The 16035-nt window shown below is 65.4% G+C and carries 19 protein-coding genes; 12 read left to right on the forward strand and 7 right to left on the reverse strand.

Annotated features, from left to right (window positions below; translation table 11 throughout):
• Positions 1–67: 67 nt before the first annotated feature.
• Positions 68–910: an alpha/beta fold hydrolase gene (locus O6P37_RS17475; protein WP_269895272.1), complete on the forward strand. Its 843-nt coding sequence runs from the start codon at positions 68–70 to the stop codon at positions 908–910.
• 63 nt (positions 911–973) lie between these two features.
• Here the strand turns inward: O6P37_RS17475 and O6P37_RS17480 are convergent, their stop codons facing one another.
• Positions 974–2263: an NAD(P)/FAD-dependent oxidoreductase gene (locus O6P37_RS17480; RefSeq protein WP_269895273.1), complete on the reverse strand. Its 1290-nt coding sequence runs from the start codon at positions 2261–2263 to the stop codon at positions 974–976.
• A gap of 93 nt (positions 2264–2356) precedes the next feature.
• Here O6P37_RS17480 and O6P37_RS17485 point away from each other — a divergent pair, with 93 nt between their 5' ends.
• Complete coding sequence (locus tag O6P37_RS17485) at positions 2357–2989, forward strand: TetR/AcrR family transcriptional regulator (protein ID WP_269895274.1); 633 nt, start codon at positions 2357–2359, stop codon at positions 2987–2989.
• 21 nt (positions 2990–3010) lie between these two features.
• Here the strand turns inward: O6P37_RS17485 and O6P37_RS17490 are convergent, their stop codons facing one another.
• Positions 3011–3925 carry an MBL fold metallo-hydrolase gene (locus O6P37_RS17490; RefSeq protein ID WP_269895275.1) on the reverse strand — a complete coding sequence of 305 codons (915 nt, stop codon included), beginning with the start codon at positions 3923–3925 and terminating at the stop codon, positions 3011–3013.
• A 218-nt stretch (positions 3926–4143) separates the two neighbouring features.
• Between O6P37_RS17490 and O6P37_RS17495 the strand changes: the two genes are divergently transcribed.
• The 4 genes from O6P37_RS17495 (at position 4144) to O6P37_RS17510 (ending at position 7529) form a co-directional block, all read left to right on the forward strand.
• On the forward strand, positions 4144–5523 hold the full coding sequence (locus O6P37_RS17495) for a vanadium-dependent haloperoxidase (protein WP_269895276.1): 1380 nt from the start codon (positions 4144–4146) through the stop codon (positions 5521–5523).
• 384 nt (positions 5524–5907) lie between these two features.
• Positions 5908–6696 carry a helix-turn-helix transcriptional regulator gene (locus O6P37_RS17500; RefSeq protein WP_269895277.1) on the forward strand — a complete coding sequence of 263 codons (789 nt, stop codon included), beginning with the start codon at positions 5908–5910 and terminating at the stop codon, positions 6694–6696.
• Positions 6697–7011: a helix-turn-helix transcriptional regulator gene (locus O6P37_RS17505; protein WP_269895278.1), complete on the forward strand. Its 315-nt coding sequence runs from the start codon at positions 6697–6699 to the stop codon at positions 7009–7011.
• 224 nt (positions 7012–7235) lie between these two features.
• Positions 7236–7529: a hypothetical protein gene (locus O6P37_RS17510; protein WP_264011761.1), complete on the forward strand. Its 294-nt coding sequence runs from the start codon at positions 7236–7238 to the stop codon at positions 7527–7529.
• 55 nt (positions 7530–7584) lie between these two features.
• Here the strand turns inward: O6P37_RS17510 and O6P37_RS17515 are convergent, their stop codons facing one another.
• The gene (locus O6P37_RS17515; RefSeq protein ID WP_269895279.1) at positions 7585–8049 is read right to left on the reverse strand and encodes a MarR family winged helix-turn-helix transcriptional regulator; all 465 of its coding nucleotides are present in this window, start codon (positions 8047–8049) and stop codon (positions 7585–7587) included.
• 63 nt (positions 8050–8112) lie between these two features.
• Here O6P37_RS17515 and O6P37_RS17520 point away from each other — a divergent pair, with 63 nt between their 5' ends.
• From O6P37_RS17520 to O6P37_RS17530, 3 genes are all read left to right on the forward strand, one after another.
• Complete coding sequence (locus tag O6P37_RS17520; protein WP_269895280.1) at positions 8113–8571, forward strand: RidA family protein; 459 nt, start codon at positions 8113–8115, stop codon at positions 8569–8571.
• Between the two features lie 145 nt (positions 8572–8716).
• Positions 8717–9517: an alpha/beta fold hydrolase gene (locus O6P37_RS17525; protein WP_269895281.1), complete on the forward strand. Its 801-nt coding sequence runs from the start codon at positions 8717–8719 to the stop codon at positions 9515–9517.
• 203 nt (positions 9518–9720) lie between these two features.
• Positions 9721–10185 (forward strand): SRPBCC family protein, encoded by a 465-nt coding sequence (locus tag O6P37_RS17530; RefSeq protein WP_269895282.1) that lies wholly within the window; start codon positions 9721–9723, stop codon positions 10183–10185.
• 37 nt (positions 10186–10222) lie between these two features.
• Here the strand turns inward: O6P37_RS17530 and O6P37_RS17535 are convergent, their stop codons facing one another.
• From O6P37_RS17535 to O6P37_RS17550, 4 genes are all read right to left on the reverse strand, one after another.
• A complete protein-coding gene (locus O6P37_RS17535; protein WP_269895283.1) occupies positions 10223–11032 on the reverse strand; it encodes an LLM class F420-dependent oxidoreductase in 810 nt (269 codons plus the stop codon).
• Positions 11033–11120: 88 nt separating this feature from the next.
• Positions 11121–12806: a GMC family oxidoreductase gene (locus O6P37_RS17540; RefSeq protein WP_269895284.1), complete on the reverse strand. Its 1686-nt coding sequence runs from the start codon at positions 12804–12806 to the stop codon at positions 11121–11123.
• Positions 12807–12817: 11 nt separating this feature from the next.
• Positions 12818–12964 carry a hypothetical protein gene (locus tag O6P37_RS17545; RefSeq protein ID WP_269895285.1) on the reverse strand — a complete coding sequence of 49 codons (147 nt, stop codon included), beginning with the start codon at positions 12962–12964 and terminating at the stop codon, positions 12818–12820.
• 115 nt (positions 12965–13079) lie between these two features.
• Positions 13080–13631 (reverse strand): YaeQ family protein, encoded by a 552-nt coding sequence (locus O6P37_RS17550; protein ID WP_269895286.1) that lies wholly within the window; start codon positions 13629–13631, stop codon positions 13080–13082.
• 155 nt (positions 13632–13786) lie between these two features.
• Between O6P37_RS17550 and O6P37_RS17555 the strand changes: the two genes are divergently transcribed.
• From O6P37_RS17555 to O6P37_RS17565, 3 genes are all read left to right on the forward strand, one after another.
• A complete protein-coding gene (locus tag O6P37_RS17555; RefSeq protein ID WP_269895287.1) occupies positions 13787–14035 on the forward strand; it encodes a DUF3297 family protein in 249 nt (82 codons plus the stop codon).
• Positions 14036–14077: 42 nt separating this feature from the next.
• Positions 14078–14515 carry a hypothetical protein gene (locus O6P37_RS17560; protein ID WP_269895288.1) on the forward strand — a complete coding sequence of 146 codons (438 nt, stop codon included), beginning with the start codon at positions 14078–14080 and terminating at the stop codon, positions 14513–14515.
• Positions 14516–15455: 940 nt separating this feature from the next.
• Positions 15456–15782 (forward strand): hypothetical protein, encoded by a 327-nt coding sequence (locus tag O6P37_RS17565; RefSeq protein ID WP_269895289.1) that lies wholly within the window; start codon positions 15456–15458, stop codon positions 15780–15782.
• Positions 15783–16035: the final 253 nt, after the last annotated feature.

Genomic DNA, 16035 nt, shown 5'->3' on the forward strand with positions numbered 1-16035 from the left:
CCACGATGAGTTACTGCCACCGAGCGGGTCTGCCCCGAGAAGAACCGATGAAGAAAGCTGAGATCTGATGGGAAACGAGCATCCGCGCGGCGGTCACCTGGCGATCAACGGGCTGAATCTGTACCACGAGGTGTACGGCGACCTCAGCGCATCGACGCCGCCGTTGTTGCTGATTCCCGGTGCGTTCATGGCCACCGAATCCATGAAGGTGTGGGCTGAGGCATTCTCAGCCGACCGCACGGTGATCGTGTTCGATCAACAGGGGCACGGCCGCACGCCGGACACCGCGCGGGCGATGTCCTACGAGCAGTTCGCCGACGACGCCGCCGCGCTGTTGCGCGCTCTGGGGGTGGCGCGTGCGGATGTGATGGGTTACTCGCAGGGCGGTGGGGTCGCTCTGCAGCTGGCGATCCGGCACGGCGCCCTGGTGAGCAAGTTGGTGTCGATGTCGGCGACGTTCCGAAAGGACGGCTGGTACCCGTCGGTGTTCGAGGCCCTCGGTGGTCTCACCGCCGATGTGTTCGCCGGCACGCCGGTCGAGGCGGCGTTCAAGCAACACACCCCGGACGCCGGAGCGTTCGACGCCTACGTCGAGAAGATGAAGACCCTGAACATCGACGACCAGGACATCAGCGACGACGCGATGCGGTCGATCTCGGCCAACACGATGGTCATCGTCGGCGACGCGGACGGGGTGACGCTCGAACACGCGCTGGCGATGTTCGCGCTGCGCGGGGGAGGCGACGCGCAGGCGGCGGCAACGGGGGTGCTGACGGACGTTCCGGCCGCTCGACTGGTGGTGCTGCCGGCGATGTCGCACATCGGGATCTCGGGGGCCTCAGAGCTTCTGGTGCCGATGATCACGGCTTTTCTCGATGAGGTGCCACCGGAGACCCCGGACCTCTTCTGAATGTGGGGGCGAACGCCCTCGCGCCGATGGTTCGGCACCGAAAACGGTTGAGCGGCACCCACATCAGCCGCCGGCCAGGCCTGGCGGTGTTCGCCGGCTCCGGCGTGCGCGGCGGAGCCGGTCGGTCAGGGTGGTCGCCATCTCTGCACTCGTTGCGCCGGGGCGACGGCGAAGCGCCCGGGTGGCAGCGCCGCCGAGCCGTCGCGGGGTCATCAGCCGTTGCGGGCTGACTTCGTGGTTGAGCACGCGCAGCAGCGTCTGCGTCGCGACGGAATCCCCGGCGATGTCGCGCAGCATCTCCGTGACGAGTGGAGTCGGCGGACCGGGCGCTCCCATGTCCGTGGCGAACCAGTACATCGGGTGGGCGTCGCGGTCGCGCCAGCCCCACCATCGCCGGGTCGCCTCGTCGACGGCCCGGCCGTCGGCGAGGTCGGCGGGCAGCACATCGGCGAGACGCTCTGCCTGTCGCAGCGCGTCGGCGATGCCCTGCGCCGGCGTGAAGTCCTTGAAGTGCCCGGCGTCGCCCACCAGGACCCAGCCGGGCCCCGCGGTCTGACGAAAGTACCCGTGCCACTTCGTCATCACCCGGATCGGGCCTACTCGCTGTGCGCCGGTGAGCAACTCGGCGAGTTCGGGCCAGCCGGCGATACCGGCGTCGAACGCCGCATCGCGGTTCGCGCCCACCGCCGCGCCCGTGGCGATGGTGACCATGTACAGGCCGGCATCGGTGGGGCAGGCCAGGTATCCGCGTTCGCCGAGGCGTGCGAGTCGCAGGCGGCCTTCACGGCTGGTGACTCCCTCGAAGTAGGCCCACGCCGGCATCCGGCCCGGCGGGGTGGTCAGGTACTCCTGAGCGCCGACGTTCGCGGCCACGCCGGACTGCCGGCCGTCGGCGCCGACCACCAGGTGCGCCCTGATGGGCCCGCGGCCGGTCTCGACACCGACCGTCCGCTCACCTTCGGTGAGCACCCCGGTCACCTTCACCCCGGTGCGCACGTCTGCACCCGCCGCGACTGCCGATTCGACCAGAAGCGCGTCGAGTGTCAACCTGCGCACGCACAGTCCCGGTCGGGGGAACACCGCGGGATCGAGCCCCCCGTCGATGCGCACGTCCTCGTTGACGAGGGTGAAGCGGTCGATCGGCACGGCGCCGGCCGCCATCACCGCATCAAGGGCACCGATGCGCTCGAGCACAGCCGTCCCGCAGGGCTGGATGACGTGGGTGGACGGCGTCTCGGAGGGAAACTGCGCCTTGTCCACTATGCATACGGTGAATCCCCGGCGCGCGAGCATCACCGCCAGCGGGGAGCCGGCGCACCTCGCACCCACGATCACCACGTCGAAGATCCGCATCGGACGTCCCGCCTCGAGGAGAACTTACCAGTGGATAGTCTGCCCCCAACGAGGGAACTTATCAATGGTCAGATCGTGCGCTAGGCTCGCGCCATGTCAGGCAGTGCCCGGTCGTATCACCACGGCCACCTCCGCGAAGCAGCGATCGAGGCTGCGGTCGCAGAGGTGGACCGAGTCGGAGCCGCCGGAGTGAGCATGCGTGAGATCGCACGTCGCGCCGGCGTGACGCACGCGGCCCTGGCGTACCAGTTCGGCGATAAGGCCGGGCTGTTCACCGCGATCGCCACCGAGGGGTTCCGCCTGGCGGCCGCCGCGATCGGGCCCGCTGCCACGGGACCGGACGCATTCCTCAAGGGCGGCATGGCCTACGTCATGTTCGCCCTGACGCATCCCGGGCACTACGAGGTGATGTTCCGCCCGGACCTGTACGGCGAGGACGACCCCCAGCTCGTCGAGGCCCGCGACGCAGCCTTCGCACTCCTCTACGACAGCGCCAGGACGAGCGTGGCAGCGCCGCCCACCCGGGACGTCACGGGTGTCGTCGTCGCGGGATGGTCGATGTCGCACGGACTGGCCACGCTCTGGCGCACCGGCAATCTGCGTGGCCGGATCGGCGACGACCCGACCCGACTCGCCCGGCAGATCGCCGAGTGCATCGTCGAACTCGGCGATCTCGCCGGCCGCTACCTCGACACCCTCGACGAGCCGGACACGGACGCGAAGTGATCGGTCAGTGATCCCGGCTGGTCAGTAATCCCATACAGCGGGCACCATCCGGAAGCCGTCGCCGGCGACCGCCACGTGGCAGACCGACGGGAACGGCAGGTGGGTGGCCACCAGCGCCTCGCCGCTCGCGGCGAGCTCGCGCAGCAGTTTGATCCGGACCCGTGTCGACTCCTCGGGGTCGTGTTCGAAGCCGTTCTGCCAGTCGGGTTTGTCGAATCCTGGCTGGAACACCGCGTCGCCGGCGAAAGTGAGTGCCTCGCCGCCAGATTCGAGGCGGACGATGCTGTGTCCCGGGGTGTGACCACCGGTGCGGCGGAGCAGCACGCCGGGTGCCACCTCGTACTCCGTCTCGAACGGCCGCAACTGGCCGCGGTAGACGTCGAGGAATTGCGCGGCGGTCCGCCGAAGCACGTCCGGAATCGGAGCAGGCATGACGGTGCGGGAGAAGTCGGGCGCCTCCCAGAATTCGGCCTCGGCCGCCGCCAGATGGACCCGAAGATCGGGCCGCAGTTGATTTCTGAGCCCGTCGACGAGCAGTCCGCCGATGTGATCCATGTGCAGGTGGGTGAGCACCACATCGGTCACGGAGGCGGGATCGATCCCGGCGGCGACGAGTCGCGAGGCCAATTGCCCGGCCCGCGGGAAGTCAGGGAACTCCGTCCCGAGTCCCGAGTCGATGAGGATGGTCTTGCCTCCGCTGCGCACCACGGCCACGTTCAGCGGCCAGTCGAGCACCTCCGGTGGCAGGTACATGTCCTCGAGCCAGGCCGACAGGTCGGCAGGGGCGGCGTTGGTGGCCATCGTCACGGCGGTGATCGGCAGCACCCCGTCGCTGATCACCAGCACGTCGATGTCGCCGACCTTCAGCGCGTAGCGCGAGGGAACCAATTCGTCATAGCCCGTCGCGAAAGGGCGTGATGTGTCGACCAAGCTCATGTTTTTCTCCTCTTGTGAACCCGAAGACATGGTGGAAGTGACCTGTCCTCCTGGTTGATCGTCTGGCGACGGCCGGATTCATCCGGCCGACAACCCGCACGGCTCCACGTCGCTTCCCGGTGATGCAATCCCGTTCGAGTAGTTGACTACTCGTGTCTGCATCGCCCTCGCGAATTACGTTCGCCGAGAGAGCGAAACGGACCAATAAGGAGGTTGCCATGAACGGCGTTCTGTACTGGAATTCAGTCCTTCTCGAAGCCTCGCGACGAGATTTCACCCGCGGCTATGCCAATAACCAACAGCCCGGACCCATCCGGACGTCCTGGGCCATGGCGATCGTTCATGTGGCGATTCATGATGCGGTCGCCTTCAGCACCAATCAGCCGGGGGCTTGCTATCTCAACAAGAAGGGGGTCGCTCACAACGTCCCCAACCTGACCGGTCCCGTCGACAGCGTCATCGCCGGGGCAGCGGTGACGACGCTCAAGGCTCTCTACCCCGCTTACACCACGTTCTTCGACGACGCGCTCGGCACGGTGAACACTGCTGCCTTCAACCACGGCGTGACGATCGGCGAGGCCATCCTGCTGCATCGCGCGAACGACGGCGCACACACCATGCTCACCGCGCCGCAACCGGCGGCACCGAAGTACGGACAGCACCGCGCCGACCCCTACTCGCCGAGTCAACCGCGGCTGGGGCCGGTCTGGGGCCAGGTGACCCGCTTCACCGGCACGGCGCATCAACCGCTGGACCCGTTCCCAGGCAACAAAGAAGGGATCTATCTCGACGACGCCCACTACCGTGACGACTACGAGGAGGTGGTCGAGCGCGGCGCGGTGGCGCGCGGATTCCGCAGCTCCGAACAGGAGCGAATCGGCGTCTACTGGGGGTATGACGGCGCCAATAACCTGGGTGTGCCGCCGCGGCTGTACAACCAAATCGCGCGGGCCATCACACAGAAGCGCAATCTCAATCTTGCGCGGGTGGCTGAGCTGTTCGCGGCCCTGAACGTGGCGATGGCCGATGCCGGAATCGATGCGTGGCACTACAAATACCTGCACGACCTGTGGCGGCCGGTGGTCGGGATACGCCAGGAGTCGGCCCCCGATGGCGATGCGTTCTGGGCTCCCCTCGGGGCTCCGCAGACCAACGCGGCGCGGGGCACGCTGACTCCACCGTTTCCCGCTTATCCCTCCGGCCACGCGACCTTTGGCGCCGCGCTCATGCAGGCGCTGCGGCTCGGACTGCACAAGGCGGCCGGTCCGATCACACTTCAGGAGGTGCTCGACGTCGAAGACGGAGACTCCACTGCGGTCGCCGAGGAGACGTTCACCTTCGTCTCCGACGAACTGGACGGCGTGTCGATCGACCCTGACGGGTCGGTCCGGACACGCACACCGATCACCTTCAAGAACTTTGCCGAGCCGGTGTGGGAGAACGCGGTGAGCCGCATCTACCTCGGTGTGCACTGGCGCTTCGACGGCCTTCCGCGCAGCGCCGGAGACAATGTCGGCGGGGTTCCGCTGGGCTTGGCCATCGGGCTCGAGGCGCACGACTTCTTCAACGAGGCGCCGTCACTGGGAGGTAGTGCCTAGCCGGCGTCGAACCGGACGGCTCGCTCATTTCATCCATTTGCATGAGGTGCTGCGCAGTTGCGAGTGCTTGTCTATAGGCGTGGCGCTTCGGAAGCGGTCGGCTCCATCAAGGGTGTGTGCACAGGGGCCAGATCGCCGCCGCGGCTGGGTGTGGGGGCACCCTGAGCCGCCTGGATACGCGGCCACGTTCGACCGGGAGTGCCGGTCCGCCTCGTCGACGAGGAGACCACGCGCGAGGGGTCCGGTCGAACAGGTCGCGATCTTCAGTGGGCACAAACCCGTCCGCAACTGATGACGGCTGAAGATTCCCGATCCTGACCGGTCCCGCCGTGCTAGACATTGGTGACTGAACCAATGCCGACCAGCCGGATAAGGACGACAAGCATGGTTTCGGTCGATGAGTTCTCGAAACTGGTCGACGCCGCCTACGCAGCGGCGGCGGTTCCAGCGCAGTGGCATTCGGTACTGACCGGGGTCGGCCGCACGCTCGGCGGCAATGGCGCCGCGCTACTGACCTCGAATGGCCCCGTCTGGACGATCGACCATGCACTTCTTCCTTCGGAAGCGCAGATGAGCTATGCCCAGCACTATTGCCGCGTAGATCACACCATGGCGGCCCTCCGAAAGGGACCGGTGGGTGCCTTGAGAACGGGCGATGAACTCATCCGGCCTTACCGCAACGAGGAGTTCTACAGGGACTGGCTCCATCCTCACGGGATCGAAGACGGCATGTTCGTTCGACTCGACGGCACGCCGAACCCAACGGTCCTCATCGTCCACACCGGAAAGCGCCGAACGGCGTTCGCGACCGACGAACGTGTCAGCGTGATGCGAGCCTTATCGCCCCACCTGCAGCGCGCCCTCGGTATGCGCAGGCAACTTTCGGGCGCTGCCGACCATGCGGCAGACATCGTTGACGCGCTCACCTCAGTGACACACGGTGTAGTCGTCATCGGCGCCAGGCGCACCATCGTCATGCTCAATTCCACCGCCGAACAACAGCTTCGCGCAGCAGACGGCCTGCACTTCCGCTTCGGCAGGCTCGGTGCCGACACCGCCGGTGCCGAGCACGCGCTACGGCGCAGTCTCACTGCTGCCCTTTTCGGCGATCAGTCAGGCATCCGCTCCGGAGGGACGCTGCTATGCGAGCGCCCCTCGGGCAAGCGGGCTTAAGTGATTCGCATCCTCCCGCTAGGCAAGGAGCGTCGCGGCGAACAACACACCGAGCCCGCAGCCCTTGTCACCATCACGGATCCTGACGCCGAGCCGGTGCCTCAGCCGCAGCTGTGGCATCGCCTGTACGGATTCACCAAGACCGAGTCCGAGGTCGCCTCCCAGGTCATGCAAGGCGCTAGTCCGCGAGATATCGCATCGGAACTCTGCGTATCGCTCTCGACGGTGAGAACCCACCTTCAGCACATCTTCGAGAAGACGAAGACCCACCGCCAAGGTGAACTCGTCCGCCTCCTCCTGGCACTCGGGCACTGACGCCTCGGCCTCTTGGCCGGCATAGGCGTCGCCGGTGCGCGCGCCACGAGGAGCGCACTTCCTGCCACCGGTCGATCAATTTCTGCCAGCGGAATTAAACCCCTGACCTGCCCGTTCAATGGATCAGACCGGAACGAGAACCACCAAGAACCGGCCGACACCGCGTCCGAACCGCGACCTCTCCCGCCACGGCTCGAACCTCGAGACAAGAAAGAAGTACGGCCATGAACAAGTTCGGATTCGCCACCATCGCCGCCAGCGCCTTCGCCGCCGCCTTCATCGGCCTCGCCGGCCCCGCCGCCGCCGCACCCACCGGCCCCGGCAACGCCGAACAAGCCATCGAAGAACTGCGCTCGCAGGGCTACCGCGTTCAGGTCAACCGCCTCAACGACGTCCCGCTCGACGAGGCCCGCGTCGTCTCGGTCAGCCCCAACGCCAGCATCCGCCCCGACGCGATCCGCTCCAACGACAAGAACAACAGCACCTTCAGCCCAACAGTCACGGTCAGCGTCAAGTAACACCCCCGCACCACGATCACGGCCCCCGGAGCAATCCGGGGGCCGTCGTCGTTGTCTACGAGTCCGGTCCGACCACCCGCAGCTTGCCGGCGATCCGCATCAGGGCCTGTTGGTCGGTGGCGGTGAGGCGGTCGAGAACGAACTCGCGCACTGAGCGCACGTGGATCGGCGCCGCTTCGACCACGAGGCGGTAGCCGTCGTCGGTGAGCGCAGCGATCGTGTAGCGGCCGTCGTCGGGATCCGGTGAGCGGGTGGCCCAACCGCGTTGTTCGAACCGCTTGACGACGTTCGACAGCCGCGACAGGGAACCGTTGGCCAGATACGCCAACTCGCTCATGCGAATTCGGCGATTCGGGGCTTCTGAGATGTGGCTCAACGTCAGGTACTCGAACAGGGTCAGGTCGATCTGACGGAGCGGTGCCTCCAGCTTGCCTGGCAGCAGCAGGATCACCGAAATAAGGCTGGTCCAGACGTCTTTCTCCTGCGGGCTGAGCCATTGCGGATCGGCGGTACGCGCCATCGGTGCCTCCTGTCGATGTCCGGATGAGTTTACACGTGAAGTGATTCGCGGTATGGTTAGTTCATGGATGAAGTGAAATCAGGAACAGCGGTCGAGTTCTTCGTCACGCCGGGGTACGGCGAGATGTTGCGCAAAGAACGGCATTACAGCCAAGCGGTGCGGATCGGGGACAGGGTGGAGATCTCCGGACAGGGGGGCTGGGACGACGAGTTGAACTTCCCGGAATCGCTCAAGGACGAGATCGAGCGGGCCTTCGAGAACGTCGAGCGGACGCTCGCCACGGCCGGCGCCTCCTGGCGTGACGTGGTCCACCTGAACTCGTATCACATTGCCAGCCGACCGGATTCCATCGGCGATGAGCACAATGACGTCATGATCGCGCAGCTGCGCAAGTGGATGCCCGACCACGCGCCGATCTGGACAGAGACCGGTGTCACCGCGCTAGGGGCGCCCAAGATGCGGGTTGAGATCCGCGTCACCGCCATCCTCGGCCTACACGAGGGGAGTGCTCTGCCCGAATGACGTCGAAGCCCGTCCGACCCTTCGGCGGCCGGTTCTTCGCGATGGCGAGGAGGGATGCACCATGACGCCCAACTACCTGCGTCGCCGCTGACGCTGTGGAAGCGTTGACATGCGTTTGTCGGGACCGGACCACCGGAGGCAGGGCATGGCCATCATCGACGTGCCGGGGTGCGCGCTGCACTACGAGGCGCGCGGCAGCGGCGAGCCGCTGGTGCTCGTCCACGGCACGGGCACGGACGCTACGACCTGGGATCCGGTGCTCGATCTGCTCGCCGCCGATCATCAGGTGATCACCTACGACCGCCGCGGGTACGGGCGTTCGACACATCGGCCGGTGCGCGACTACCGCCTGCACACGAACGACCTGGCTGCGCTGCTCGAGCACGTCTGCGACCGCTCCGCTCATGTCGTGGGCTGGAGCTCCGGCGGAAACGTTGCGATGGCGCTGGCGGCCGCAGACCCGTCACGAATGCGCAGCCTGTGCGTCATAGAACCGCCGTTCCACAACGTCCGCCTCGGCGACAGGGCGGTCCTCGCTGCCACGACCCGGGTGAAATGGCAGCAGTGCCGCGGACGCCGAATCGAGGCGGGCGAGGAGTTCTTCCGGAGCGTCTACGCGCTGCGGTCCGGCGGTAACGCCTACGACCTCGCTACTGACCAAGTCCGGGAGGGCATGCGGCGCAACGTGGAACCGGTGCTGGTCGAGTTCGATCCGCACCCGTTCGGCGTCTCCGTCGAATATGTCGCCACCCGGTCCGTCGCCGCCGCACCGGTTCCCATGACCTGGATCCTCGGTGACCAGAGCCCGCAGTGGCTGCACCGGATCCATCATCGGTTCAGTCAGCGCCGGCCGGACCTTCGCACGGTGGTGATCCCGAACGTCGGACACCTGGCGCACGACCAAGATCCGGAGGCGTTCGCGAGGGCGGTGACGTCGGGGGCGTGAGCCCCGACTTCGAGCGGTAACCCGCGTATCGCTCGCTGCGCGGCAGCAAGCGGGCTTCGCGTGAGTCGTCGGCACCGATCGTGTTCGAAGGGCGACATCCACCCCTCTGCCTCGCCGCAATGGCCGAGTGATGGCGGATCGGTGCGACAACCTCGACCTGGCGCAACGTTGCCGTAATGGCTGAGTTTCGGCAGTGTGGGGAGATGAGCGAAAACGCGAAGGTCACCGTTGAACGAACCATCGATGCGTCCGCAGCCGCGGTCTTCGACGTCATCTCCAATCCCGAGCGCCACCCAGCACTCGACGGCTCGGGTTTCCTCCGCAGTGTCCATCACGCTGACCGGATACAGGCAGTGGGCGAGGTGTTCACGATGAACATGCAGGGCGACCACATGGGCGGGGAGTACAAGACCGACAATCACGTGTCCGGTTATGCGAAGGACAAGCTGCTCGCCTGGAAGACCGCGCCCGCGGGCACGGAGCCTCCAGGATGGGAGTGGCTGTGGGAGTTCGAGTCTCAGGGGCCGAATCAGACGTTGGTACGCCACACCTATGACTGGTCGAAGGTCACGGACAAGAAGCTTCTCGAGAAGGTGGCGTTCCCTCTGGTCACCAAGGATCAACTGGATGACACGCTGGCCGGGCTCGCCGTCGAGACCTCGTCCTGACCGGGCGGCTCATCGGGGGAGCGGACTCGGTTTCGTCCTATCCGTTGTCCCGCCAGGTGAGTACCTCCTTGAGAGACGTGAGGTCGTAACCGTTCTTGGCGGTGAGTTCGGTCTGGAACAACGTGACTCCCGCCTCGCGGAAGGCATCGGCGCTGTCGGCGTTCTCCCAGAGCGTCGAGCGTTCGATATCGGCGCCGCTGCGGCCGAACGTCGCTGCCAGCTCGTCGACGCGGTCGCTGGACTTGCGGAAGGCGTCGAGGTCGGTGAACGCGTGCCAGATGTCGGCGTGCCGGGCAACGGCGGGCAACGAGCGCTTGGGCCCGGTCCCGCCGATGAGGATCGGTAGCTTGCGCACGGGCGGCGGAATCAGTGCGGCGAGCCGGTTCTCGATGCGGATCAGGCTCTCGTCGAACAGGTCGAAGCGGGAGCCGAAGGTGCCGAAGTCGTAACCGTAAGTGGTGTAATCCTTTTCGTACCAGCCCGCGCCGAGGCCGAGGATGAGCCGGCCGCCGCTGATGTGGTCGACGGTGCGCGCCATGTCAGCGAGCAGATCCGCGTTGCGGTAGCCGACGCCGGTGACGAGGAGCCCGATTTCGGCGTGTGAAGTGATCTCGCCCCACGACGCGAGCGCGGTCCAACCCTCGAAGTTGGCGACGTCGGGTTGGTCGTCGAACATGACCGGCTTGCCGTCGACGATTCCCTTCATCGCGGGGTAGTGGAAGTGGTCGTAGCCGAAGATCACGTCGACACCGAGGTCGTCGGCGGCCAGGACGGCCTCGCGCCATGTGCGGTAATCGGGCGTGCCGCCGGGCTGAATCTGCACGGCGACGCGGACGGGACGGGTCATGGATGCTCCTGAGTCGGGGGAGAGGCGACTCTTGAGCCAAGTTCAGCGGGTGCGGGTTTATTCCGGATCGGCGCGTCGACGCCGACTCTCATTCCAGGATTGCCCGCGCTGCGCGTTCGGCGATCAGCATGACCGGCGCGTTGGTATTCCCCGAAGTGATGGTGGGCATCGCCGATGCGTCAACCACTCGAAGGCCGGCGACGCGGTACACGCGGCAATCGGTGTCGAGAACCGTAGCGGCCGACCGCGGCCCCCCGCGTGGATCGAACGCCCCCATCGCGCAGGTGCCCACCGGATGAAAGATGGTCGTCCCCAGCTCACGGGCCGCTTGCTCCAGGTCTTCGTCGCTCTTCAGCTGAGGGCCAGGAAGCACTTCTTCTGGGCGGTAGCGGGTCAGGGGTTGCGCCGCCATGATCTGCCGGGTCATCCGGAGGCCGAGCACGGCGATTCGACGATCGGCGTCAGTCGACAGGTAGTTGCAGGAGATGCGCGGGGAGGTCAGCGGATCTGCACCGGCTATGCGCACATGACCTCGAGAGGTGGGGCGCAGATTGCACACCGACGGAGTGATCGCTCCGAAGGGATGCAGGGGCTCGCCGAACTTGGCCAACGACAACGGCTGCACATGCCACTCCAGATCGGAACTGGCCAGTGTGGGATCGCTCTTGGCGAAGGCTCCCAACGTGGAGGGCGGCATGGTCAGGGGTCCTGAGCGCAGCAACAAGTACTGAATTCCCATGCCCGCACGGGTGATCCAATTCCGATACAGCGTGTTGACAGTCCGGGCGCCCCACACGCGGTAGACCGTTCGCAGCTGCAAGTGGTCCTGGAGGTTTTCGCCCACCCCGGGTAGATCGACGGTGACCGGCACCTGATGCTGGGTGAGCAGCCCCGCTGGCCCGAGCCCCGAGGCCTGCATGAGCTGCGGCGACCCTATCGCTCCGGCGCTCAGGATCACCTCCCGGCGGGCCTGGACGTCGATGATCTGGCCGTCTCTGCGCAGCCGGACACCGGTGGCGCGGTGCGCAGCTGTGGTCCAGGCGCCGCGACGCTGACCTTCGTGGACCTGGTCGTCCATCAGCAGGTGCAGGGCCTGAGTGTGGGTGTAGATGGTGAGATTCGGTCGTTGCGCGATGGGGTGCAGGAAGGAATCGGCCATCGACCAGCGGCGGCCACGCCGTTGATTGACGTGAAAGTACGCACTGCCGTCGTTGCTTCCGCGGTTGAACTCGTCGATCGGGTCAATGCCCAGTTCGGCAGCGGCGGCCTGCCAGGCGTCCAGGATCTTCCAGCGCACTCGTGGCCGCTCGACAGCGATCTCACCACCGGCGCCGTGCCACTCGTCGGCGCCGCCGAAGTAGTCTTCCAACTCCTTGTAGATCGTCAGGGTTTCACCAGGCCCGCCCGTTCCACCCCACAGCCACCGCTCGTCATCGGTGGCCTGTGCCCACAGCTCGTAATCGGAGGCCTGGCCGCGCATATGGATCATCGCGTTGATCGACGAGCTCCCGCCGATCACCCGGCCCCGCGCGTAGTGAATGCTGCGGCCGGCCAGTCCGGGGTCGGGCTCGGTTACGAAACACCAGTCGGTGCGTGGGTTGGCAATGGTGTACAGGTAGCCCACCGGAACCTTGATCCAGAACCAGTCGTCTTTGCCGCCGGCCTCGATCAAGAGCACACGGTGGTCAGGATTGGCGCTGAGCCGGTTGGCGAGCAGGCAGCCCGCACTGCCTGCTCCTACGATGACGAAGTCGAACTCGGCGACGGGGCTCACTTCCGGCGCGGTCAGTCTTTTTCCTCGTCGCGGCGGTGCGCGGCCTCAATCACCTCGGGCGAGGCTGGTTTCTGCAACCAGGCCCGTATCCGCAACAAGCCACCGGCGACGGTGCCGACGGCCAGGACCGCAACGAAGATCCAGAGCGCAGTGGACATACAGCCAGTGTCCTCCAGCGCCCAAACTGTTCGGGCCGATATCCGTGACAGGACCCGCAGCGAGATGAGCGTCCATTGCGCCAACGCTATCGATCAGCACCTCGGGCTCAGAAGTTCACTGCAACGGCTCGGGCGTGAAGGTGACGTCGACACCGCCCACCGTCATCGTCACCTGATCTTCCATCACCATCACCTGCGCCGAGACCCGTCGATCGATGCTCTGAGCCAGTTGCTGCACCGGCCCGTGCGGTATCTGCACCACCGACAGGTTCGACAGCTTCGCCACCTTGGGTCCCACGGTGCGCCACCAGGTGGCCACGCCGGCGGCGAACGGGAACAGCAGCACCTGGTCAGCCTGGCTGGCCGCCTTGCCCAAGGCGCGTTCATCCGGTTGGCCAACATTGATCCACTCCAGGATCCGGCCCGTGTAGTCCGCAAGCCGCAAGTCCGGTACACCGGGGGTGGACAGGCCCGCCCCGAACGCCAACTCACCGTCGACGGCGCTGAGCCGGTGTGCGCGCAGCCCAAACGCCAACAACCGCACCACCATCCGCTCATCGGTCTCACTGGGATGACGGGCTACGGTCAGAGTGTGATCGGCGTAGTAACCGTGATCGACATCGGAGACGCCAAGTTCGACTTTGAACACTGTTGCAGAAAGAGCCACGTCATAGTGTCCACCCTGGTGGTGTTCCCCGAGTAGTCAGGCTGCTTCCGAAACCCACCCAACCCCAGGTTGGGCCTCCATGGCCTACGCGCATCCCCTAAGGCACAGTCGCGTAGATTCTTCGGGAACAGTCCGAGCATTCAACGAAGGCCATCATGTCCGAGCATCAAGACACAGACGTTCCACCGAATCACCTCTCCATCGATCCACGCAGCGCCTTCTACAACGAAGAGGTCCTTCGCCGCGACGTGGGTATTCGCTTCAATGGCGCCGAGAAAACCAATGTTCACGAGTACAACGTGGCCGAGGGTTGGGTGCGTGTTGAGGTCCCTACCGCGAAAGATCGCCACGGAAATCCAATGGTCGTCAAGGTCAGTGGGACGGTTGAACCTTATTTCCGCTGAGCGGGGGGTAACGCCACCCCCGCCGGACTCGATAACCACAGCATGACCTCGGGACCTGCTGCCGGAGCGCTCGCCACCGCGCTGATTGCACCTTGGTTGTTCGCAGGACCGGCGTATGCGCAAGCCTCAGCAGTTCTCGATCGTGTCCCTGTGATCGCATCCGCGACGTGCGCTGGCAACGTCCGCGCCGAGGCGCAGGTGACGCCTGTTCAGGCCGGCGATCGGGTGCAGGACGGTGTGAAGGTGGCGATCCACTACGACGCCGGCATTTACGACGGATCATGCGCGCTCACCGTGACTGCCAACTGGGCGAACCTCGACACCGGCGCATCGGGACAGGGCGAGATCACGGCCGTGTCCACGATATGGGGGCAATACGGCTTCATCGGCTACGCTGAAACATCGTTCGACACAGGTAGCGGGGCGGTGGTCGCCACCGTAAGTTCGCACCCCGGAGCGGAAATGCGAATTTCGACGTGAAAGTGGCGTCGCCGTCGATTTGATCGGCAGAGCCCGCGCCAGCACGGTCTGCCGTGTCGTCGCCAAACCACAGCGGGGGCAATCCCAGCGAAGTTGCGGTGCTGTCCAGGGGCCAGGTCTCTACCCGCTACTCTCGGCGCCGCGGGCCCAATCGCCTGCCGAAAGTTTCTTCGAGCGGGCGGTTCGGCTTGTGTCATCGACCATACGAAACTGACATAATGTGGCTTATCGGCACAATGTTGAGCTGCGGGCACATCCGTACTGTCAACATATGTTGACGCGCGCGGCAGGGTCCTCGTGCCGACAGCGCGCGATTATTTCGCATGGGCCCGCCCGCTCAGCCCGCCGGTGCGCGACAACGCAATGTACTGAAACCACGCGCAGCGTCCGGCTCTGAGTTTCATGATGCTGCGGCCGGCCGTCTCGCCGGTGACAGACCGTCACCGGGCGGACCTCACCCGCCCAGCCCGACCGAAGCTTCACGCCCCCGCACGGCCGACCGCAAAACGTCACTGTGACGAATGGCGGCCGGCCGACGTGGCCTCTCCGCTTCATAGTCAACTGTTGCACAACCGTTTTCGGAGCCAACTGGTGATCCCCGAGTTCTGCGGCTCCTGTCCCAATACGGTCCGATTAGGTGATTGCCCTACTCGCGGGTAACGTTCGAGGCGGTTGTTGCTCCAGACACGGGTAGCCAACTCATTCCGGTGCTTTCGCGCATCTCACATCTACTGAGACTCTGCTCGACACCCGAAGGTTCTGACCACATACACGCGGTAGCACGGGTCGATAACCCTGCGTGGCCCATCACATCGATCATTAATGAGTACGACCGATCGTGTCTTCTGCGTGTGACTTACGCATCTCACGGCATTCCAAACGGGCTGCCATCAATGAACAGCCAGACCGGTGCATTCCGGCCTGAGCATCGAGGAGAATAATGACGACAAGCAATCCCACCACCCACGATTCGACTTCCCATCGCTCGAATGGTCCCGTTGCCTACGCTGCCGAGGGTGCCCAACCGGCTCGAGTCGCTCGCCGCGGTGATGAGACGAAAGCTGCTTTCAAGACAACGGAATTCATCGCCTACGTCCTAGCGGTCATCGGCGTGCTGGTCGCGTCATTCCTCGTTGAGACCACTGAGGCACACGAGGACTACTTCCGGGCCGACCGGGCATGGTTCCTCGTCGTCATCCTCAGCATCGGTTACATGGTGAGCCGCGGGTTGGCGAAGTCCGGCAGCCGCCACCACGGCGACTCTTAAGCGCCGCAGGCCCCCGTCGTGACATGACGACGCCAGGGTCAAGCGCAAAAGTTCGATCTTTCGACGGCCCCCGCCAGCGTTATCGCGTTGGCGGGGGTCATTTTTCGCGTGGCGACGGAACATTCATGGACCGTTGGTCGCGTAATGAATTGTGCACAAATAGGATTGATGTTATGCGCGTTCGAAAGGGTCGCTAGCCGCGATGGGAACGGCGCAGGGTTGAGCGGCATAACGGCACTTTGAGGCGTGCGTC

Origin of the sequence: Mycobacterium hippophais (genome assembly GCF_027529605.1) — a bacterium.
Taxonomy (GTDB): Bacteria; Actinomycetota; Actinomycetes; order Mycobacteriales; family Mycobacteriaceae; genus Mycobacterium; species Mycobacterium arseniciresistens.